Origin of the sequence: Holdemania sp. 1001095H_141210_F2 (genome assembly GCF_015558105.1) — a bacterium.
Classification (GTDB): domain Bacteria; phylum Bacillota_I; class Bacilli_A; order Erysipelotrichales; family Erysipelotrichaceae; genus Holdemania.
In genome coordinates this window covers 25,807-47,413 of record NZ_JADNPO010000008.1, presented here as the reverse complement: position 1 = coordinate 47,413, position 21,607 = coordinate 25,807, and the positions used below count along the sequence as shown (strand labels likewise).

At 50.0% G+C, this 21,607-nt stretch carries 19 protein-coding genes and 1 pseudogene; 7 read left to right on the top strand and 13 right to left on the bottom strand.

Translation table 11 applies throughout. The features are described from left to right. Positions 1–98 precede the first annotated feature (98 nt). A complete protein-coding gene (noc, locus tag I2G61_RS07010) occupies positions 99–875 on the bottom strand; it encodes a nucleoid occlusion protein (protein WP_072685144.1) in 777 nt (258 codons plus the stop codon). Positions 876–887: 12 nt separating this feature from the next. Then, positions 888–1,589: a 16S rRNA (guanine(527)-N(7))-methyltransferase RsmG gene (gene rsmG, locus I2G61_RS07005; protein WP_195548070.1), complete on the bottom strand. Its 702-nt coding sequence runs from the start codon at positions 1,587–1,589 to the stop codon at positions 888–890. 471 nt (positions 1,590–2,060) lie between these two features. On the opposite strand from rsmG, the gene I2G61_RS07000 reads away from it, so the two are divergent. Then, a complete protein-coding gene (locus tag I2G61_RS07000) occupies positions 2,061–2,951 on the top strand; it encodes an HAD-IIB family hydrolase (RefSeq protein WP_072685146.1) in 891 nt (296 codons plus the stop codon). A 109-nt stretch (positions 2,952–3,060) separates the two neighbouring features. Next, positions 3,061–3,672, top strand: coding sequence for a hypothetical protein (locus I2G61_RS06995; RefSeq protein ID WP_072685147.1), 612 nt, complete (start codon positions 3,061–3,063; stop codon positions 3,670–3,672). Positions 3,673–4,275: 603 nt separating this feature from the next. On the opposite strand, the gene I2G61_RS06990 is transcribed toward I2G61_RS06995, so the two are convergent. Beyond that, entirely contained in the window at positions 4,276–5,550 is a 1,275-nt protein-coding gene (locus I2G61_RS06990; RefSeq protein WP_072685148.1) for a hypothetical protein, read from the bottom strand. A gap of 129 nt (positions 5,551–5,679) precedes the next feature. Beyond that, positions 5,680–6,090, bottom strand: a complete 411-nt coding sequence (locus tag I2G61_RS06985; RefSeq protein ID WP_072685149.1) for a hypothetical protein — start codon at positions 6,088–6,090, stop codon at positions 5,680–5,682. Positions 6,091–6,468: 378 nt separating this feature from the next. Between I2G61_RS06985 and I2G61_RS06980 the strand changes: the two genes are divergently transcribed. Next, the gene (locus tag I2G61_RS06980) at positions 6,469–7,284 is read left to right on the top strand and encodes an alpha/beta fold hydrolase (RefSeq protein WP_072685150.1); all 816 of its coding nucleotides are present in this window, start codon (positions 6,469–6,471) and stop codon (positions 7,282–7,284) included. A gap of 160 nt (positions 7,285–7,444) precedes the next feature. On the opposite strand, the gene I2G61_RS06975 is transcribed toward I2G61_RS06980, so the two are convergent. Next, positions 7,445–9,472, bottom strand: a complete 2,028-nt coding sequence (locus I2G61_RS06975) for an alginate lyase family protein (RefSeq protein ID WP_072685151.1) — start codon at positions 9,470–9,472, stop codon at positions 7,445–7,447. Positions 9,473–9,482: 10 nt separating this feature from the next. Continuing rightward, complete coding sequence (locus I2G61_RS06970; protein WP_072685152.1) at positions 9,483–10,655, bottom strand: glycoside hydrolase family 88 protein; 1,173 nt, start codon at positions 10,653–10,655, stop codon at positions 9,483–9,485. A gap of 110 nt (positions 10,656–10,765) precedes the next feature. Here I2G61_RS06970 and I2G61_RS06965 point away from each other — a divergent pair, with 110 nt between their 5' ends. Then, on the top strand, positions 10,766–11,524 hold the full coding sequence (locus tag I2G61_RS06965) for an AraC family transcriptional regulator (protein ID WP_195548069.1): 759 nt from the start codon (positions 10,766–10,768) through the stop codon (positions 11,522–11,524). 22 nt (positions 11,525–11,546) lie between these two features. Here the strand turns inward: I2G61_RS06965 and I2G61_RS06960 are convergent, their stop codons facing one another. The 3 genes from I2G61_RS06960 to I2G61_RS06950 form a co-directional block, all read right to left on the bottom strand. Next, a complete protein-coding gene (locus I2G61_RS06960; protein WP_072685418.1) occupies positions 11,547–11,861 on the bottom strand; it encodes a TIGR04076 family protein in 315 nt (104 codons plus the stop codon). Between the two features lie 316 nt (positions 11,862–12,177). Continuing rightward, entirely contained in the window at positions 12,178–12,444 is a 267-nt protein-coding gene (locus tag I2G61_RS06955) for a hypothetical protein (protein WP_072685154.1), read from the bottom strand. 2 nt (positions 12,445–12,446) lie between these two features. After that, the gene (locus tag I2G61_RS06950) at positions 12,447–12,686 is read right to left on the bottom strand and encodes a helix-turn-helix transcriptional regulator (protein ID WP_072685155.1); all 240 of its coding nucleotides are present in this window, start codon (positions 12,684–12,686) and stop codon (positions 12,447–12,449) included. 109 nt (positions 12,687–12,795) lie between these two features. Here I2G61_RS06950 and I2G61_RS06945 point away from each other — a divergent pair, with 109 nt between their 5' ends. The 3 genes from I2G61_RS06945 to I2G61_RS06935 all read left to right on the top strand — a co-directional run bounded on the left by I2G61_RS06945 (position 12,796) and on the right by I2G61_RS06935 (position 15,124). Then, positions 12,796–13,032, top strand: coding sequence for a RodZ family helix-turn-helix domain-containing protein (locus tag I2G61_RS06945; protein ID WP_072685156.1), 237 nt, complete (start codon positions 12,796–12,798; stop codon positions 13,030–13,032). A 434-nt stretch (positions 13,033–13,466) separates the two neighbouring features. Continuing rightward, positions 13,467–14,672 (top strand): helix-turn-helix domain-containing protein, encoded by a 1,206-nt coding sequence (locus I2G61_RS06940; protein ID WP_195548068.1) that lies wholly within the window; start codon positions 13,467–13,469, stop codon positions 14,670–14,672. A gap of 32 nt (positions 14,673–14,704) precedes the next feature. Continuing rightward, the gene (locus I2G61_RS06935) at positions 14,705–15,124 is read left to right on the top strand and encodes a hypothetical protein (RefSeq protein WP_072685158.1); all 420 of its coding nucleotides are present in this window, start codon (positions 14,705–14,707) and stop codon (positions 15,122–15,124) included. A gap of 345 nt (positions 15,125–15,469) precedes the next feature. Here I2G61_RS06935 and I2G61_RS06930 read toward each other — a convergent pair whose 3' ends face one another. The 4 genes and pseudogenes from I2G61_RS06930 to I2G61_RS06915 form a co-directional block, all read right to left on the bottom strand. After that, positions 15,470–15,826 carry an FMN-binding protein gene (locus tag I2G61_RS06930; RefSeq protein ID WP_195395498.1) on the bottom strand — a complete coding sequence of 119 codons (357 nt, stop codon included), beginning with the start codon at positions 15,824–15,826 and terminating at the stop codon, positions 15,470–15,472. A 132-nt stretch (positions 15,827–15,958) separates the two neighbouring features. Then, positions 15,959–17,005, bottom strand: coding sequence for a ribonucleotide-diphosphate reductase subunit beta (locus I2G61_RS06925; RefSeq protein WP_195395497.1), 1,047 nt, complete (start codon positions 17,003–17,005; stop codon positions 15,959–15,961). 153 nt (positions 17,006–17,158) lie between these two features. Next, a pseudogene (locus tag I2G61_RS06920) lies at positions 17,159–19,684 on the bottom strand (ribonucleoside-diphosphate reductase subunit alpha). Positions 19,685–20,341: 657 nt separating this feature from the next. Then, entirely contained in the window at positions 20,342–21,550 is a 1,209-nt protein-coding gene (locus tag I2G61_RS06915) for a glycoside hydrolase family 10 protein (RefSeq protein ID WP_195395495.1), read from the bottom strand. Positions 21,551–21,607 lie beyond the last annotated feature (57 nt).

The following is a 21,607-nucleotide window of genomic DNA, read 5'->3' as shown; positions in this document are numbered from 1 at the left end:
GAACCTTCCTGTCTTACAGGCAATCTGTTTTATCCATCGCCTGTTGACCTCTGGCCTGTTTTTGTCAGGACCTTCCTTAAAAGTATGGGGTTTATTCCTTATTTATTGGGAAACTTAATGATAATCCGGACGTCGTTGTCCGTTTCTGCTTCCTCAGTTTCAATCGCGATCCCGGTGCGGCGAACCATCTCCACCGCCTGGTAAATTGTGTTCACCGCGATTTTAATATTGCGGGCAAATCCTTTGAAGACCGGTTTCTTCGCTTCAGTTTTCGGCTGCGGTGCTTCTTTCATGCTGGTGATCAGCTGTTCTGTCTGACGGACGTTCATGCCCTTCTTTACGATTTTTTCATAGACTTCCCGCTGCTTTTCCGGCTCCACCGAAAGCAGCGCCCGCGCATGGCGTTCCGTAATCTTACGGGAGGAGATACCTTCCTGAATTTCATCCGGCAAATTCAATAACCGCACCTTGTTTGCGATCGTGGACTGGGATTTTCCCATTTTGGACGCCAGTTCTTCCTGCGTCATGCCGGCAGAGCGCATGATCTGGATGTACGCCTTGGCTTCTTCGATGGAAGTCAGGTTCTCGCGCTGAATGTTTTCCACTAACGCCAGCTCCGCTAATTTTTGTTCGTCGGCGCTCATGACATTGCATGGAACTTCGCTGTATCCGGCCAGAATGCAGGCTTTGTAGCGGCGTTCCCCGGCAATGATTTCATACCCGTCTTCGTCTTCCCGAACCGTGATTGGCTGGATCAGCCCATTCTCCCGGATCGACTGCGCCAGCTCCATCAGCGCGTCTTCGTTAAATTCCAGCCGCGGCTGGTGACGGTTGGGATGAATCTGCTCGATTGATATTTCCCGAACTTCTCTCATAAAAACACTCCTTTACAACGGACTCTTTTTGATTTTCGCATAGGCGCGCGGATACTGCGGCGGCGTGGTTCTGACCTTGCGGTAGGTCAGATTGACGCGCGCTGAGCCGTCCTGCAGATGGACTTCCTCGGCCTTTTCCAATTCCGCGCCCAGAATTTTCGTCGCTTTTTCCGCCTCGGCTTGTTCTTCAAATCCGGCGGCCCCCTTCATGGCGACAAAGATTCCATTCTTTTTTACTAACGGCAGACACAGCTCCGACAGCACGCGCAGATTGGCGACGGCCCGCGCCGTGACCAAATCAAACGATTCGCGATGTTCTTTCGCGTAGTCCTCAGCCCGGACATTCAAACATTCAACATTGTCCAGCTGAAGCTCGCGGCATACTTCCTTGAGAAAAACAACCCGCTTGTTCAGCGGTTCTAAAATTGTGATCTTCATTTGAGGATTCATAATTTTTAACGGCAGGGAAGGAAAGCCCGCGCCCGCCCCGACGTCGCACAGGTGGACAGCGTCCAGCGCCATGCCGGCAAACGGAACCAGCGAATCATAGAAATGCTTTTCCAGCACTTCCTCCCATTCCGTGATGGCAGTAAGATTTATTTTTTCATTCCATTCCCGCAGCAGCTGCGCATACCGCACAAACTGATTCTGCTGAAGAGCGGAACATTCGATTTTCTTTTGCCGACAGGCTTCGATAAATTCTTCCCATTTCATACTGCATCCTCCGCATGGGTTATTATAGCAAAATTCTCTCCTGTTCTAAAGCACTTCTTCCCATGAAATTGATGTTTCATCGTTTTTCATCGCCGGGATTTTGCTTTCTTCTGAAACACGTTATGAGTTTTTACATCAGGAGTTTTCTTTGATGAAGAAGTTCTGCCTTCCTTTTCGGATTCTTTTCCGACTGAACTGTCTGATCAAGCGGCGGCAGGAAGCGCTGCATCTGTCTTTTGCGGATGCCGGATTGATTTCGATCTGACTTTCGCGGGTTGGCTTCATAAAGCCATTTCCTACAAGGTTTTCCTTTGCGGCCGGACTTTGATCGCAACGGTGAAAGATCTGTTTTGTTCCTTATACTAAATAAGGAGAAACTGCCGCGGATCGGGAATCCGGTTTGCCTTTCTTCAGCGATTGTGATACCCTGTTTTTAACGGATTTTTTCAGAGAGGAAAGGAGAAACCACAGATGAAGGACAGAAAACCAATCCGGCTGATCGCCAGCGATCTGGACGGCACGTTATATCATGGAGCGCAGGAACTGGGGAAAATGACGCCGGCCAACCGGGATGCGATCATCCGCTGGAAGGATGCGGGCAATCGGTTTTTGATCGCCACGGGAAGACGGGCATGTACGCGTGAGGAAATCATCCGCGATTACGCTGTCGACTGCGATATCATCGCCTGCAACGGCGCCAAGGTGATACTGAACGACCAGCTTTTATGGAGCCGGGAAGTCATGCCGCCGGAGCTGAACGAGCTGTGCGATTTGTGCGAACCCTTTCGCGATGAACTGGATTTCGTATTGGATATCGACATCACCGAGCGGATCACCTATCAGGCTGACAGCCTGATTCAAAAGCGATTCCCAGAAGATCTTTACCTGCGGCAGGTCCGCGATTATTTGAACCAGCCGCAAACCGCGTATCCCAATAAGATTTTTATGATCCTGGCCGATCCGGCAAGGCTCCCATTTTTCCTGGATTACTTCGGCAAACATTTCCAAGGCCGGCTGGCTGTGACCAGCAGCGGTCCGGATCTGGTGGAAATGAGCTGTGCAGGCTGCAGCAAGGGAGCTGCTTTATTGGAGATTCTGGATCGGTTAGGTCTGGATCGGAAACAGGCCGCCGCCATCGGCGATGAACAGAACGATCTGGATATGCTGCAAAGCATTCCGTATGGCTTCGCGATGAATTCAGCCCGCCCGGCGATCAAAGCTCAGGTTTCTTATTCTGTCGATTCGGTCCATGATTTGATCGACGCCTGTCTGCGGTACAATGCGGCATGCGAACAGCCGTCCGCCGCAAATGATCGAAATTTTCCCGAAATCTTTCGATCTTCCCACGCTTCAATTTACTAAACAATTCCTCTCGGACTTGTCTCTGGTCTTCAAATTTCAGTCTTTCCCGTAAAAAACGCAGGTCTGTTTTCAGATGCAGCATAGATCGTAATAAAAGGAAAAAACAATCATGAAAAATAAACTGTTCCGCGCTTTGGCGCTATCCAGCCTTGTTGCCCTGTTCACTGCCTGTCAATCCACACCAACCGCCACAGCGCCGTTAAGCGTGTCGCCGCACACGCTTTCCGAAGATACCCAGACTCTGCTTGATTTAATGCCGCAAGGGGATTCCACCTTCTTTTTTGATTTGCACCTCAACGAGACCGTCGATGGGCTGGAAGTTCAGAGCTGGACGTTAAACGCGGATCATCAATGGCAGGAGGAGGCCGGCGGCGGAACCAGCGGGATGCTTGAACACGACGATAAAATCCTGATGATTCAGGTTTTAGCCGATCAGTCCCGCTTTGCCTGGTCTTGCGGCGGCGTGTCTTCCCCGGGCGTCCCGATTGGCGAAGACGGTGCTTATTTCACTTCAGACTGGGGAGCACGCGGAACGGATCGTCTGGATGAAACCATCGACGTTCCGTTGAACCAACCGGTGCCGCTGCTTTTGATACTTGAAAAAGATGGCGGCAGCGATGGACAGCTTTCAATGGAGGTCAACGATCTGATGCAAAGTTTAGAACACCCGGAACAGGTCGATGCCGACCGGGCTTTGTTGATCACCGTCAAGTTTCGATAAAGGAAATTCAGATCATCCATTTTTAAAGAATGAAGATCGAAGGTTTTGGCGTTTATGCCTGAACCTTTTTTGATGTAAATTGCCAACGCGAACAGGATTTCTTTCTTCTTTCTTCATTAAAAGCACTGTTTCGCACGAAGAAGCAGGTACAATTTTTACAGTAAACCAGAAAAAAGCCTGGTTCGCCCAGGTTTTAGTACAAAGCAATGTCCGCTTCAGTTTGAAGCATTGCCACAAATTCAGTTGTTTTCCATTTTTGCCAAGTAGATTATCCTTGTTCAGCTTATTTTCTATACTGAACATGTTCAATGACTAGAAATAGGACAGTCATTATAAATGTCAAGCTATTCAGTATTATAAAAACGTTCGCCAAAAAATCCATATCTCTGAAGATATAACTTGTCAGAACGGAGCACAGGAGTAATAATGCAAATATTGCGCTTTTTTTACAGTAAATTCACTCTCATTCTTTAACATGGGAAATCTGATTTTTATTTTTTAACAACTTATAGATTCGTATCTGTGTATACGCAATCCTTTTGCCAAGCCAGATCTTTTCCGCCTTAGTAAGCAAGGAAAACATGATCCGCCAGGAAAACAGAACTATTGCCGCAAAGTATACGTCGCCTGTTGCCGAACTTCCTCTTTTGGAAGCAGCGCCCGGACAGCGTGCAGTAGTTCAAGTACCCCTTCCCGCTGCCCTTCGTCAGGAAGAGTCACGGTGATCAACGTCAGCTGTGCGCCGCAAATAATCTGGGCCGCAAGCTGAAGTTCGTCCTTGGACGCATACCAGCCATACCGACAGATGCCCTCACCCGCCTGGAATTCCTCGATGTCCGAGACTTTCTCAAATCCTTGCTCAAAGAAAATCGCATCTCCCTGATTGCGGGAAAACCCGATGATCTGCCAGAGCGGACAGAGCGGGTCGCTTCCATCTGTCCATAAATTGATTCCCCGGCCTTGTTCCGTCTGCTTATATTCATATTTATATTTCCCAGGGAATACAAACTTGACGTTGCCGAAATCCTGCGTGATCCGGTCCCGGCGATACCCGATCTTTGTTTCATAGCACAGCTCAGGAACCCCTGTCAGATCCAGCGGGTCTTTGCCATCCAGCTGACAAAGCTTGTAGTACGCTTCAATCGGAAATGGCAGCGTTCGGTCCATCATCAGCGCCTGTTCCAGATGGGAGAAGATAAATTCGTTGGTCTGCCGATCCAGCTCACTGCGGGAAGACGGCGCGAAATAACAATGCTCCCACAACTGGTTCAACGCACAGTTCCGGTAATACAGTGCGTCCTTGATCGGATTCTTCCAGATAAAGAACTGATCGGCGAATGACTCGATGCCGTCTTCCAGCTTCTCAGCCAATGCGGAAATTGAAAATCGACCCATGTGCGTGATGATCGTGCCAGGAATTTCCCGGGGCATATATTGATTCAGATCCCAGCATAAGCACAGGCTGGTATATTCATCGTCTTCCATCTGATGAATCGGAATCGTCGTCAGCGTTGCCAGCCAGGGATAAAAATGATCCTCTACCATTTTCTTAAAATCATGGTAGATCATATATTCCGCTTCATCCTCAAACAGAATTTCAAGATTCAGCCGATCCGCCAGCGTCTCAATAAAATCAGCGGCCGCTTTGTGCAGCCCCGGTCCGGCCGGTGTCGTCACGCACTCACCTGACATGATCCAATGATTCATCTCTTCCTGTTGGAATTGAATTTCCAGAATTCCAATCGGGCAGAACGATAAGCTCACGCTGTTTTCATCCGGAAAAGCCGGGATGTTCCACTGTTCCGCCAAGTCCATAATTTCTTCCCGGACTTCACTTACATCCTGAATCTGAGCCTCAAACGAAAGTCCAATACTCATCGCCAACCCTCCTGTTCTTTCTTTTTCTTATTATAACATATTCCCCACGCCGCATTTCCATCCGCAAAGAAAAGCGAGCTTCCATCTTTCCCTCGATGTGCCCGCTTGTTTCGCTATGATTCTGTTTTGTTATTCAGCCGCACTCTTTCCAATCACAAACGCGTACGCCCGTCCCGGCTGCGGATTTAATTCTTTATAGACGCTGTCCACCTCGGTAAAATCATGCACCGGTACATAGATTACATCTTCCCAGGTCAGTTCCGGATTGTGACAGACGAGGAAGTCCTCAACCGCGATCCGATGATCATGAACGCCGACGATCGTGATATGATAGGACGTTTCATCTAATTCATTCCAGCCTTCCAATAAGCCCCCCTGCGGCAGCGGATCTTTATACAGAAACAACAGATATTCCGAACCGTCGCGGCCGCCGTAATAGAAAGAATGTCCGATGAATGTTTTTCCATCCTGTGCCTTGTAGAGAAGCACGATGCGCTCAAATTCATCCAGACTGGTTTTGACTCTAAACGTTTCAATCATTGTTCATCACCTCTTGATTTCAGTATAAATAGCCTGCCCCAAAAGCTCAACTATGATTTTTCAGGTTTACTAAACCTTCCTTATTTTACAGAATGGATTTTTTCCCTTTCATTCTTCTGTATTTCAAAGATCGCTTCCCTTTTACAAATTTCGTTGGTAAGATGGAAGCAGGAATTTGTGTGATTTACGAAAAAAAGTGTGGCTTGCCTTATCATCCAAAGAAGAAGTTAAAGGTTAAAGCGGTCTGATTATTTCCCGGGAAAGTGCTTGATTCAAGTTCTCTGACTCTGATTTATGGAATTCAAATAACCGCTGTCCTCAGCACATGTCCGGGAAATTCAAAGAACACAACGACTTCGTTCATAAGGAGGAATTTTGATGTTCACTTCTGCTCGCAGCGCTCAAGTTGCCGTCAACGGCGATAAGATGAATTATCTAGTCTTTGGAAAAGGTCCAAAAACACTGGTCATTCTGCCCGGATTAGGCGATGGACTGACCCCGGTTCATGGTCAGTTTCAGGCACTCGCTTTTGCGTTCAGCTACCGACGGATTGCCCGGCATTTCAAAGTTTATTTGTTCAGCCGCCGCAATACGCTGCCCCCAATCTATTCCACGCGGCAGATGGCTGCCGATCAGGCGCTTGCCATGAAAGCTTTAGGCATTAAAGCCGCCGCCGTTCTGGGCGTGTCGCAGGGTGGGATGATCGCCCAGTACCTCGCGATTGATTATCCAGAGCTTGTCAGCCGCCTTGTTTTGGCCCTCACCACAGCACAGCCCGGACAAACAACTCGCGCCACCCTCCAAAGCTGGATCCACATGGCAAAACAGTCGGATTATTCTGGTTTGATGACGGATACGGCTGAAAAGTCTTACTCCGACGCCTATCTCAAAAAATACCGCCGGCTCCTTCCTCTGCTCAGCCGATGGGGGAAACCCCAAACCTTCGACCGGTTTCTCACGCAGGCTCAGGCTTGTCTTGATCATGACGCGCTGGAAGAAATCCATCGGATCTTTTGCCCGGTCTTCGTGATCGGAGGCGAGTGTGATCACATCGTCGGTGTTCAGGCTTCCCGCGATCTGGCTGAAAAGCTGAACACGGCATCTCTTTTGATTTATCCGGGCTTGGGTCATGCCGCCTATGAGGAAGCCGGTGATTTTCAACAACGGATCCTTGATTTCTTATCTCACGCATAACGATCTGCCAAGGTTGTCCCCTCAGATCATCATAGTCTGGCGGTGCATCAGTGCAAAAGAAAGACTCCCCCTCATGCGGATTTCTGTCAATCCGGTTGAGCGAGAGTCTTTTATACTGCTTTCAATTCTTGATTCTAAGCTGATTTCCTTGACAGTCCGCTTAATAAGCCAGCGTCGTGCCCCACTGTTCTTTATCCAGTCCGGACCAGACGATCACATGTCCCATGCCCTGACGCTCGTTGATCAGCACGGCGTCAGACGGTCCCATGTAATCCTCATGCGCGATCATCACGGTGAACTGATCGGCGCCCTTCTGGATCACCCAGCCTTCCGCGACCGATTTCGCAAACGGACGATCCTGCCGGCTGACCAGACTGACCGGAGCCGGCACCGCGAAGCACGGCGCTTTTTCCCCTTTCGGGTTGAGTGAGAAAATCGTTGTGATCGAAGTGAAACCCGCTTCGTTCAGCTCGGTTTCCAACATGACCGACGGCGTCGTCGTATTGTAATGCAGCGACAGCCGCGTGTCCGTCAGCCGGACTTCAGCCTTCTCCGCCAGCGTCAGCACTTCGCAGTCGCTGTTGTTCAACATCAGTCCCGCCGTCTGCCCTTTTAACATAACCTGAGCATCCGGCGAGAAATGCCAGCGCTGCACAATTTTATGCTTATCCTGCGGGTTGGCATAAATCTCGTCATGGACAAGAATCAGATCTTCCCGCAGCCAGACCACCTTCCGGCTGAGCACCGCGCTGCCGGTTTCCAAATCCATGTAACCTAACGCCGCCCCCTGCGCCAGCCGGAAGCTGCTGGCTTGACTCATCTGTGTGTTCAGCGACCAGGAGCGCTTATGATATCCCCAGGAACGCTTGCATTGAATTGACGGCTGATCGTCCAGCTCGATGACATTGTGCGCTCTCGGGCCTTTAAACTCATACCGTTCCGGCTTATCGACATACGTCAGCCGGCCGCTGTCGCGCACGATATCCTCGCCGCGGTAAAACAGATCGACATGCAGCTTGTCCTCATGGGCATGCCCGCCGCCATGGACGCCGTTGGTGAAATGCAGCCACGTTTGATCCGCGGAATCATCACTGTGCCAGAAAATATGTCCGCTGTCCGGGAAGATGACGCTTCGCTTGCCGGAGGGGATAGCCGGCATGTCCGCATACGCCTTCGCCGCTTCCGCGCCCAAATCAAACACACAGTCAAAATCAAACTCCGGATACCCGGCGGCTTTCCAGGCTGGATTGTTGAAGCTGACGGCTGCTTTGGTGATGATGTCGCGCACGTCGATATCGTCGCTGTCGCCCATCGCCATTTCAATCCCATCCGGTTTGCGGTGTTCGACGCAGAAGTCGATCATTTTCGCCAGCCGTTCATTATATCCAAAAGGCAGCTCGATACCGTTGCGGTCGGCCAGAATCTTCACTTCCAGAAAATCCTGCGCGACCTCGTTGTGATACATCGTCGATTGTTCCCAATGCACGCCGTCCGGATACACCTGCCGCTGCAGCTGCAGATCCAGCCGGCGCAGCGCTTCCCTGCGCATTTCCTCACTGAACGGATGTTCCGGCATCAACAAGGCTGCCGTAAACAAGCCGTGGTTTTCCAGCACGCCCCAGTTGGAAATGATCTTCGTGCTGTTCCAGACTTCGGCGATGAACTTTTCCTGCTCGAGGATTGATTCCTCAAACAACGAACAGAAACTGTCGGTCAGCGCCGGACTGTCGCGGAACAGACAGAAAGCCTTGATCCACAGGTTCATTCGGATTCCGGTTTCCAATGTCCGGCAGGCGTTGGCACAGTCCGGATCGCGCAGGTTGATCTGGCAGATCCAGCTCTTGCATTGTTTGACGAACGCCTCGGCGTATTTCTCATCGCCGGTCAGCACATACGCCTGTCCCATCGTGATCCAGAAATGATGGCGGTTAAACGCAAAGATCCATTCCGGGTCATCCGCCGGCTGATGCAGCCAGTTGATTTCCTTTTCAAACACGACCGGAATTTCCGTGTATTCCATATCCCAGCGCAGATCGAAACGGAAGCTCTGTGCGCAGGCTTCGTCCGCCCGGGCGATGATCTTGTCAATCTGATCCTGCGCGCAATGGGTTAGAACATAGTCCTTCACCGCCGCGGTGTCATTGACAAAAAATTGTTTCTTCTGTGCAAAAAATTCGCTTTTCTTCATGCTTTGCTCCTTACCAATACCGATTCCAGTCCGTCACCATCCGCGTCAGGGCTTCCATATAATAGTAGTCGCCCCAGCTGCAGCACTCGTCGACGCCTTTGTTGCGGCAGGTGTTGGTCGGCGTGTGGCGGTTATAGGTGCTGTGAAGCAGGATGCCGTTGGTCGAATCCCAATCCTTAACCTCATAGTTGTCGATCAATGATTTCATCATCTGATACGCAAGTCTCGTATAGTATTCCGCTTCTTCTTTGTCCAGCACTTTCGCCGCTTCCAGAAAGCCGCAGATCACAATCGCCGCTGAAGAGGAATCGCGCGGTTCACTGCTTCCGTCGGTAAAATCGAAGTCCCAGAACGGAACCAGATCCTTCGGCAGATGGCGCAGATAGTAATCGCTGATGTGGCGGAACAGCTCCAGGTATTCCGGATCCTGCGTATATTGATAGCTCAGAATCGTACCGTAAACGCCCCAGGCCTGCCCGCGTGCCCATGCGGAATTATCGCGGTTGCCCTGATGCGTGACGCCCTTGAGCGGCAGGCCGGTTTCCGGATCGAAGAAATACGTGTGGATCGTTGAGTAATCCTCACGCACGACACACTTCATCGCCGTGCGGATATGCTTGTGCGCGATGTCCGCAAACTTCGGATCACCGGTGACCTCGCTCGCCCAGTACAACAGCGGCAGGTTTAACAGACAGTCGATAATCAGCCGGTAGCTGTCCTTATCGCCCATCTCGCCCCAGGCCTGAATGAATTCGCCTTTTTCCTGAAAGCGGGTGATCAGCTTCTCCGCCGCCATGATCGCCGCTTTCTTCGCCGTTTCATCACCGGTCAGTTTGTAGCCCGCGACGCAGGAGAGGGAGTACAGGAAGCCAAGGTCATGATGATCGACGCTGAATTCCTCATTGATCCGCTTGTAGAAGTCCTCCACCTGAATCAGTGCGGCATACTTGAAGATGTTCTTTTTCGTGTGTTCATAAGCCAGCCAGATCTCGCCAGTCCAGAAGCCGTTGGTCCAGTCCATGTTGATGATCGGCTGGTAGAATAAATCGGTGCTGCTGGCAGCCTGATATTGATACGTGAACGCAGGCAGGTTTTTTTCTACCTGAGCGCAGGCACGGTCCAGCGCGGCGGTGATTTCTGCTTTTGCCGCCAGGGGTTTATCTAAAAATTGAATACGGTCCATGAACGGGAAACCTCTCTTTCTTCTCTGTCTTGAGTTTATCATCATTTTTCGCTATGATAAATAGGAAGGTTAAGGTTTTTTTGTATAAATTAAAGAAAGAAGGAAGGGAAATGCAGGATTTCAGCGTGACGTTCCGCTATGCAATTCAACGGGAATGTACTTTAGAATGGCGGGTGAATCGGGATCGCATCGACTACAACAACCTTGTGTTCATATTAAAGGGAAAAGCGTTGTATAAAACTGACGATAACGAACAGGTTCTGACTGAGAATCAGGTGCTTTTAATCCCGGCGGGCAGTCTGCGGGAGGCGGAGCGGTTTGCGGAGGAGCCGCTGACGCTGCAATCCTTTGATTTTTTCAGCGATCAGCCGCTGCCGGCCTTGCCTCAGCCGGTTCTGACCCTGGATTCGCTTGATTTCTATCTGCCGTTGTTTCAGGATTTCAACCGGCACTGGCTGACGGAAAAGCCGTTGTCCCGGCTGCATTGCAAAGCGGTGTTCTATCAGATTCTGGACGAGCTGTACCAGACGGCCTGGGCGCAGCAGGAGAATCCGCATGTCCGGCAGATGAAAAGCTACATCGAATCGCATCTGACGCAGACCATCACGATGGAGGATCTGGCATGGGTCACCGGCCTGAACGTCGTGTACTGCGGGGCGTTGTTCAAACAGGAAACCGGCGTCACGGCGCTGCGCTACTGGCGGACGCTTCAAATCCGCAAAGCAGCCCAGCTGCTGCGGGAACCGGACATCTCGGTCAGTGAAGCGGCATGGCAGTCCGGCTTTGACGATCTGTTTTATTTCTCCAAATTATTTAAAGAGATTCAAGGCGTATCGCCGAAGGTGTATCAGCGGCGGCATCCCTTATAAATCCTTATCGGGAATAGTTAACTCAATCCGCGTCCTCGTCCAGTGCTTCAATATAGAAGCTGACTGGACGGAAACCGTCGTTGCAGGAGATCATGGCGGAGCGCGGATTTTTCATCCAGCCTTCATAAAGATTTTCCCCGCCGTGAGCCAGCGTCATCACAAACGGGGACAGACTCGACCAGGCGCTGTCGCACAAGCCTTCCGGTTTCATCCAGCCGTTGGCGATAAAGACCTGCCCTTCCCGCAGATCGCAGGCGTGCAGCATCGGATTTTCATAGCGCGCCATCAAGTCGGTATGTTCTGTCACTTTCGCTACGGTAATTCTGCATTTTTTCATAACTTCTCCCGCTCCTTCCTTGTTTTCATTGCAGCACCGGTTTAAGAACCGGGGACCGGAAGGATTTCCAGCTTTCGCTTTCGATCCTTTGCCGGATGAATCAGTGAGCTGTGCCTGGGGCTGCTTCAATGCATCCTGCCTGGATTTATTCTGTGCAAACCTTTCCGCTGAAGATCAAAAAAACCTTGTCTTTGCGGCAAGGATTCGTTGTCTATGATGCAATGTTTATCACAACTTCATTTCAGCCCCCGATCGCAATGCCTGTCGGCGGGCTCGGATCCTCTGCCGCCCCGCTTTCCGATCAAGTTCGCCATCGCTATTGGGGACTTTGATGTTGATTGCGGATCTCGTTGATTTCATCAATATCGTCGAAGCATTGGGAATCAAAGAACTCCTTGAGCGAAAGATTCAGCGCCAGACAGATACTGTAAATCGTCGGCATATACAGCGTTTCCTGATCCTTCGACATAAAACTGGAAATCGTGCTGTTGCCGCAGGCCTTCTGACTCAGCGTGCTTGGATTCAGATCATATTCCCCGCATAATTCTTTAATTCTGATGCGTAATGCTTCACTAAATTTCATCGTTATAGTCCATCCTCTAAATTGTCGAATAACTCGCTGTCGAAGAATTGACTGAACGACATATTGAACGCGCCCAAGATCTTACAACACGTATGAAGCGTCAGATATTTATCCGGCTCCCGTTTATAATTGTAAAATGTATTTTTACTGACTCCGCTGACCTTGGCCAATTCATAATAAGTCCAGCCGCGTTGTGCGCGGAGTTCGTCGATTCTCTTAAGCGTCGCTTCGTTCAATTTCATGCCATCGCTACCTTTGTATCAACACTGAATTAGTCAATAACTTCCAATTCCTGCTTTTATTATAACTAGCTGCATGATAAAATTGGTTTGGAGGTTATGTGCTAACATTATGATAAACAAAGGTATTCCCGACGTCGGTTCCACCGTCCGTCAACTCCGGATCGACAAAGGCATGACAATCGAAGCCCTTTCCCGCATAACTAAAATTAAAATTGAAGAACTGACTTGCCTGGAACAAGGCGGAAACTGCCCGGTTCCCGATTATTTCGTAATCCTGACGGCACTGGGTTATGATTGGGACCAGATCGTCGACCTCCTACAGCGCGGTCAGGCCCGCTTCACCTGAATTTCTGCCGCAGAAAGCTGCCGATTCCCAGGTTGGAACACCTTGCGCAACAGAAAAGAAAAGAGGATGATCCGCTTCGGTTTTCCTTGACTTAGAATTCGGCATGGAAAGAAATCTGCGATTTCCGATATGATTCCGGATTTCTCATTTCTTATTTCCGTCCCGTCATCGCCAAGGAAGCGAAGCGCAATCATCCCGTGACCGTTCAGCTTAAATGCCTAAAAACTGGTAAAAACCAAATAAAGGAAAAGTACCTGATAAAACAGATAAGTAAATTAAATTCATCCCTGATTACTCCTCTCTTTTCAAGTACTTGATATAAAAATTATATTATCGGAACTCACTTTAAACAAGGAAACACGCTTAATAAAGATCGCTGGAAACTCGGCGCTGCCCTGCGGCGTTTTGATAAAATTTACAGTAAAGGAGAGCGAATGAAACAGATCAACGCTTTAATACGGATAACCCGTCTGAAAAAAGGAATTAAAGCGGCGGCGTTAGCCCATGAATGCCATATCACAGCCAGTTATTTAAGCCAGATCGAATCGGGAAAGGAGGTCGATCCGGCAATCACCTCGGCGATTCTGCGTCAGCTGGGGATTGGAATCAAGAAGAATAACAAACAGATTCAGAAATTTGACAAGCTGATGGATGATCTGATCACGGCGGCGGCTTTTTACGATGCAGTCACGATGAACACACTGTTCGATCAACTATCCCAATCGGAATCCAGCCTTATGGAATCTGAGCTGGCGTTGAAATTCACGCTGGCTGCCTTTATCACGCACGTCGTCAATAAAAATTATGCACAGATCAAAGAAACGCGGGATATCCTGAAGCAATGTGTAAAGCTGTTGAATCCGGAACTGCTTCAACTTTATTATCTGTATCTGGGAATGTCTTTTGCGGATGTCCGCGGCGATCTGTTTAAGGAATACACGCTGAAAGCGCTGAGCATGAAAGAAAAAGAATCCGTAACTTCGATTGCGCACTACAATCTGGCTATCTGTTATGCCCGGGAAAACAACCACTTTCTGGCGGACAAGTACAATCTGAAAGCCCAGCGCTCGTTTCTGGATGAACAGAATTACCTCCGGCTGATTTTCAGCAAGTCTTTTGAAGCCGTTCTGTATTCTGAAAATGGAATGTTTGAGGAAGCGTTGGAAATTTCCACTTCCATTCTGGATCAGACGATCATAAAGATTCCCGAATTTCAGCGGAAACAGGTGCTCCAGAATATTCTTTTTACCTGCATTCTGGCGAAAAAATATGAAGAAGTTCAACGCTATTGCATTCGGTATGCAGCCTCTGTCGAACTGACTGATTTTCACCGCGCCATGCAAGCCTGGGCTTTATATAAATTAAATCAGATGGAGGAAGCAGCGGCGCTGATTAAAACCTGCCATCAGGACAAAACCAATCCTTTTTCCTCGCAGTTTATCACGATCGTCAATCTGACGCTGGCGCAGGAGGAAGTCGAATTGCAGCATCAGCTGATCCAATTCCAGAAATTTGCGCTGAAGCTGGGCGACGATTTATCCGCCAAATTCATCACTGAATTGTTATGTGAATCCTATCTTCGCAAAAACAATTATTCCAAGGCTATTTACTATCAGAATCTGGTTGACCGCAAAAAATAAACGCGGTCATTTCCGTGAGAAAGGGGACAATTATGCTTGAAGGGGTACAGGAGCTGTTTGAACAGCTGGCGAAGGATAATCAGGTGAGCGTAGAGGATATTCAATCCGATTTACAGAAACGGATTGACACGGCATGGGCGGATCAAAATGAATCCTCCGCAGTGCTGCGCCGGTTTTTCAAAGACAAGAAACCGACCGCTGTTTTTTTCCTGTTTGCTTTTGATCAAATCCAGAAAATGAATGATCAGATTCAGGAAATCATCGAAGAAGTTTATCTGACTGAAATGAAGGCTGGCGGGAAGTCCTCAGTCGAGGTGACCGGAGAGCTGGATGCCGATCAAATCCAAGATCCGATCGAGACCTTTCTGGCTATTTTAAATTGTCTTCAAAGCAATGCGCTGATCATCGAAACAATTCGTCAGATGGACTGTCTACCACAGGAAAAGGATTGAACTTTCCAATCGTTCAATCCTTTTTTTGAGTTTGTTTGTCAGCAACGATCACGATCAGCTTTTCAAGGGGGTAAAGCGCTTTTTGCCAAGCGCTTTCCCTTTGTTCATGTTTCTCTTTTTGATTTCAAGCTTCATTTCCGGGGGGATTTCCAGGCAAGGATGCTGCTGACCCGCCTTATTAATTATCCTCTGTTTCCGCACTCTGTCTTATGCTTCAAAAAGTTCTGGATTGTCTGACAACCTTGGAACATAAAAAAGGGCTGACTTTTGTTCAGCCCCTTTTCCTCACTTTCAAATTCAGTTGTTCACGCTTTTAGAGAAAGTGTGTGAGGTTTCTTAAAATCCTTATTTCGCCTGATCTAAGCACTCAGTAACGCCTTTGATGACCGCGTTAGAAGAGTTGGTAGCGCCGGAAACCGTATCGACTTCCGCAGAGTTGGCTTCGACGATCGCCGCGCAGATCTTTTCCATCGCGACATCGCCCAGACCTGCAGTTTCGGCCTGTTCCGGAGTTGTGACGCTGGCGATCTTGCCGCCTTCAATCTTAACTTCGACAGTAACGTCGCCGTTGTTGCCCTTCTGTGTGGAGGTGTATGTGCCATCTTTGTAGCCAGCAGCGTCGCCGCCCTTATCCTTGCTTCCGCAAGCGCTCATGGACAGAACCATCATGCCAGCCAGAGCCAGTGCTAAAAACTTTTTCATGGTTATTTCTTTCTCCTTCCAAAAATATCGAACATTGTCGATGGTTTAATCATATCAACACCCGTTTCCAATGTCAATTCCTGAACGCTTCGTTCTTGTGAAAAATCGCTTTAAATTAAAGATATCAGCGGCTTACAGGTCGTCCTTGAGGGCGGAAGCCTTCGCATAAGCGCTGGAGCGGGCTTCGAAGAAATCGGTTTTGATCAGATTGGCATTGGCATACTGACTGACCCATTTCATCGACGCCGGTTCTTCCTCTTCGCCCGGATAAAGAATTTCCAGATGAATTGCCCGGGCGCGCAGGTTGCCGAGATAGCGGATGTAATCGCGGATCATCGTTTTGTTCAGCCCCGGGATCTCATCGCCCAGAATTGCGCAGCCCCATGCGATCTCCTCTTCGACGCCCTGTTTCAGCATATCCCGGTAAAGCTGTTCCAGTTGCGGCGTGAACAGCTGCGGCTCCTCCTTGCGCAGCTGTAGAATCATGCTGCGAAACAGCCACAGGTGGGTATTTTCATCGCGATTGATGTAACGGATTTCCTGCACTGAGCCGGGCATCAGTCCCATCCGGCCGAGATTGTAAAAAAACATGAATCCCGAGTAAAAGTAAATTCCTTCAAGAATGTAATTGGCGATCAGCGTCTTCATCAGCTGCACCGGCGTGCGTTGTTCCATGAACTCATTATACAGCCCTCCGATAAATTCATTGCGCTTCAATAGCCGCGGGTCGTTTTTCCATTGGTACAGGATCTCTGTGCGTTGATCCGGCGAACAGAAGGAATCGAGCATGTAGCTGTAACTCTGGGAATGCACCGCTTCCTGAAAGGCCTGAATCGTCAGGCACAGATTGATTTCGTTGGCCGTGATCACCTCGGCGATGTTGGGCAGGTTGGCTGTCTGGATACTGTCGAGAAAGATCAGAAACGACAGTGTTTTATCAAGTGCGGTCTTCACTGCCGGTTCCAGCTTGGGATAATCCTTGAGATCCTGTCCGAGGTTGATTTCCTCGGGAATCCAGAAATTGTTCATCGCCTGACGATACCAGTCCGATACCCAGCCATATTTCAGCGTGTTGAAATCATTGAGGTTGGTCGTGTTGCCGTTGATCATCCGGCGCTGGCGGACGTCGGTATCGCCCTGGGCGTTAAACAGCGCTTTGCGTTTGAGTTGTTCTGACATCGTGGTTCCTCCCTTGATCTGTGACGGTGGTCTTGAAATGAAGATTGATGTTTTAGAGATGGTCCTGAATTGAAGATTGATTCGTGATGGGATGAGGAAGATTCCGCCAACAGGCAGAGCTGCGCCATTGGACAAACCTTGTCTGATTGGGAATCAGGCGGAACAGGACTCACATTCTTCCACTTCCAGCGACTGGCTGCGGACGTAATAAAGCGTCTTCACGCCTTTCTCCCAAGCCAGAATCATCAGGTTCAACAGATCCCGCAGGGAATAATCGGTCGTAATATAAAGATTGACGGACTGCGCCTGGTCGATATGCCGCTGCCGCACGCCCGCGGCCCGGACAACCCAGGTCTGGTCGATCTGATGAGCTTTCTAGTAATACCAATAGGTTTTTTCATCCAGCTCAGGAGCGACGCGCGCAATGATGCTGCCCTTTTTCTCTTCAAGGAAAAACTTGTTCATGATCGGATCAACGCCCGCGCTGGTGCCGGCAATGACCGAGGTCGAGCTGGTCGGCGCGATTGCGAGCAGCCAGCCGTTGCGTAAACCATCCCGCGCCACTTGATTAGCCAGCAACTGCCAGGCGTCGGAGGTGTAGCCGCGCTTGGTAAAATAAGCGCCGGTTTGCCAGTCGGAGCCTTCAAAATAGGCATACCGGCCTTTTTCCTGAGCCAGCCGCAGACTGGCACGGATCGCATTGTAATTGATTGCTTCAAACAGAGCGTCGGCCGCTTTCAAATGTTCGTCAGACTCGAAGAAGATCGAACGCTTCGCCAGCCAGTGATGCAGGCCGCTGACGCCCAAGCCGATCGCCCGGCTGAGCTTGGCCGTATGCTGCGCTTGGGGCAGCGGGTAGGCGTTGAGATCGATCACATTGTCAAGCGCCCGCACGGTCACTTCGATGACCAATCGCAGTTCTTCTTCATCTTCGGTATTCAGCCGGCCAAGATTAAGGGAGGCGAGGTTGCAGACGACCATCTCTCCAGCTTTTGCCTGTTCGAGGATCACCGTTTCCCCATTGACCTCCGTCAGCCGGGTCTCAATTTCTCCAGCCGGCGCGATGTTCTGTGCGATTTCCGTGCATAAATTGGAACAGTAAATCACACCGCGGTGAGGATTGGGATTCATCGCGTTGACAAGATCGCGGTTAAAGACAAATGGCGTGCCGGTTTCAGCAGCCGATTTCAGAATCAGCCGGACGAGGTCCTTTAATAAGATCACGCGTTTTTCGATCCGCGGATCGGCAATGCATTCCTGATAGCGCTGTTCCCACAACTCGCCAGTGCAATCTTCCAGCGCATAGCCTTTCACCTGCCAAATTTGATGCGGGTCGAGCAAATACCAGTTCTGATCCAGATTTTCCTTTGCCATCCGCCAGAACAGATCCGGATAGCACACTGCCGGGAAGACATCGTGCGCCTTCATGCGATCGTCGCCATTATTGGTTCGGATCTGAAGGAATTCCGGCAGATCCCGATGCCAGCAGTCAAGGTAAACCGCGACGGCCCCCTGACGCACGCCCAGCTGATCAACCGCTACCGCGGTATCATTGACCAGCCGGATCCAGCGCAGCACACCGCCCGCGGCGCCCTGAAATCCCCGGATATCACTGCCGGAAGCGCGGACCTTGCCGAAGTACAGGCCCATGCCGCCGCCCTGTTTGGAGATTTGCGCAAAGCTGTCGAGCGACTTGTAAATTCCCTTCAGAGAATCCGCAACGACGTCGATAAAGCATGAAGCCAGCTGTGCTTTCGGCTTGCGGGCGTTGGCCAGCGTCGGCGTCGCCATCGTGACTTTCAGCTGACTTAAGACATCGTAGATTTTGATCGCCCATTCGACGCGGTTTTTTCCTTCCGGAATCGCCAGATGCATCGCGATCCCCATAAACATCTCCTGCGGCAGTTCCAGAACTTCACCCTGATGATTGCGGATCAGATAGCGTTTGATCAACAATTCCAGACCGCTGGCGTTGAACAGCTGGTCGCGGTCGTAGTCGATCGCCTGTTCCAGCCGGTTTAAATCGTTATAGCTGTAATGCTCGGCTAAGCTCGCGTTGATCAAACCCTGCGATTCCAGATATAACAGCTTCTGGGCCAATGTGCGGATCCCCTGTTGCTGCATCCGCTGGCTGACGGAGCGGCGCAGCTTGATCATCATAAACCGGGCCGCGGCCATTTCCCATTGCGGCGTGTGCGGACTGATCAGCTCGATGCAGGCGCGGATCAGATTGTCAAGCTGCTGGGAGCGTTTCATCTTCTCCTTGGAAAAAGCCTGAACTTTCTGAATCAAAGCGTCAAGCGACATCGCCGGCTGAGGAAAATCACGCTGCAGCTGACGGCAGGCGGCCAAAATTTCCGGATCCGGAATGATCCGGCAAAGCTGATCAATCTGATCGCGCAGCCTGGCATGTTCCTGACGGTACAGGATATAGTGGCGGGCTTCTTCATAACAATCCTGACGCATTAACGCCTGTTCCACCCAGTCCTGAATTTGTTCGACGCTGACCGGGGCCATTTCCGCCGCAGTGCGGATCTGGACTTCTACCTGATCGAGAATGGCTTCCTTCTTCATGTCCGGCAGCGGATGGCCCACGCTGTCAAAAGCCGCGCTCACCGCCCGGCTGATTTTCCGGCGATCATAGGCTTGAACGCTTTGATCTCGTTTGATGATCTCCATTTTGATTCTCCTTTTGCATGATCTCTTGTCCCGGTTTCCGTTTCAAATATTTCCGGGCGTTGGTGTGCTTATTATACAAAAGTTGTCCGCGCAAAGGAAAAGATATGCCCGCGATTTTCGAAGCGGGGCTAAAGGAAAAACAGAAGGTTGGATCGGAGGCAGGGCCGGGAATCGAAAAAGAAGGTTCTATATCTTCTAATTTCATAAATTTTAACGTCGGTGGAAACCAGTGCTTTTTTCTTGAACATAAAAAAAGGGTTCTATAAATTTTCGTGTTGGTGGAAACCAGTGCCTTTTTTATCTTGAACATAAAAAAAGACATAGGTAAGAATTCCCGTTACAATAAAGTTACCACACCATACAGAAAGGAAATCTCACTATGTCCGTTACTTATTTTATCTTATCTGCGCAAAAATTAAAAGACCCGTATCTTCATTTCTCGAATGTTGGCTTCTTTTCCCAATCCATTCGCAGCGTGGATTCCCCTGTCTTTTCCGGTTCGCTTTTCCAGACTTCACCGCCTTTCTGACCTCACGCTTTCACCAGTGACAACGTAAGGCCCACAAGCACAAAACCGTATTCTTTGGCTTTTTTCGCATAAAAAACACCGGGACATTACCCCAGTGTAAATTCAGATTTTACTCTTGTGATCGCCGATTATTTTGTCTCAATCATCAGTTCCTGAAGATTTTCCAGCTCCTGACTGACCCGCTGCGCATTTTCTGCGGCGGGCTGGAACAGTGAATTGTAGCTGAAGATGGAGAAGCCGGCCACATCCGCATGATCGCGCAGCTCCAGAATCTGCCGTTTCAGGATATCGTTGTGCTGCTGCCACTCAAACTTGCCTTCCTTGGCATAATTGTCCACGGTATTGATCTTATAGGCGGCCAGCCCGACGATCAGTTCGGTCGAAGTGCCCTGGGTAAGGTCTTCCCATTGTTTCAGGCATTGATCAAACGGCAGCGTGCCGTGCTCATAGCCGAAATAGATCTGCGGAAGAATGTAGTCGAGATAGCCGTCGTGGCGAACCCATTCCCGGACATCGCCATAAATGCTTTCCACCGAGTATTCCAGATTGCCGGCCGGACTGATGCCGACCTGAATCGTTTCATCAACCTGTTTCACCGTGGCGTAGAGACTGGCCACCATCTCATTGATGTTCTGCCGCCGCCAGTCGCCCAGCGACAGCTCCCCTCCGGTTTGCCGGTATGCCTGATAAGCGGGTCGATCAAAGCTTTCGCTGACACCGTCGGGATAGAAATAATCGTCCAGATGCAAACCGTCGATCGGATAGTTCTGCGCCAGTTCTTTCGCCACCGCGCAGATCAGTTCGCGGACCTCGGGATAGGCGGGATTGAGATACCAGCGCTCGCCTTCCGCAACGATCCGGGTGCCGCGCATCGCGGTGTCGTTAAGCCACTGGCCGATCACGGAGCTGGCAGGAATCTGACTTTCCTGATCGGTGCGGAACGAACGCATCGGATTGATCCATGCCTCGATGTGAAAACCCGCTTCATGGGCCTGCTTGACAAACAGCCCGAACGGATCATAATTCACATTCTGACCGATCTGACCGGCGACATATTGCGCCGCCGGATAGTATTGCGAGGGATAATAGGCATCGGTGAAGGCAGATGCGTGAACGTAGACCGTGTTGAAGTTCATGGTTTTCAAATTTTCCAGCATTGTCTTGACGCCCTGGATGTACTCAGCTTCACTGCGGTTGTCCAGAATTGATGATAATTCGATGTAGGAAATCCAGGCGGCCCGGACTTCGCCCATTTCTCCGGTTTTTTTGTGCGGATGACAGCCGGCAAAGATCAGCAGGATCACGAAGACGGCGATCAGGATTCGTTTTATGTGCATAAACTCGCTCTCCTTCAACCTTACTTTATGCGCGGCCGGGTATCCTTATGAAACGGT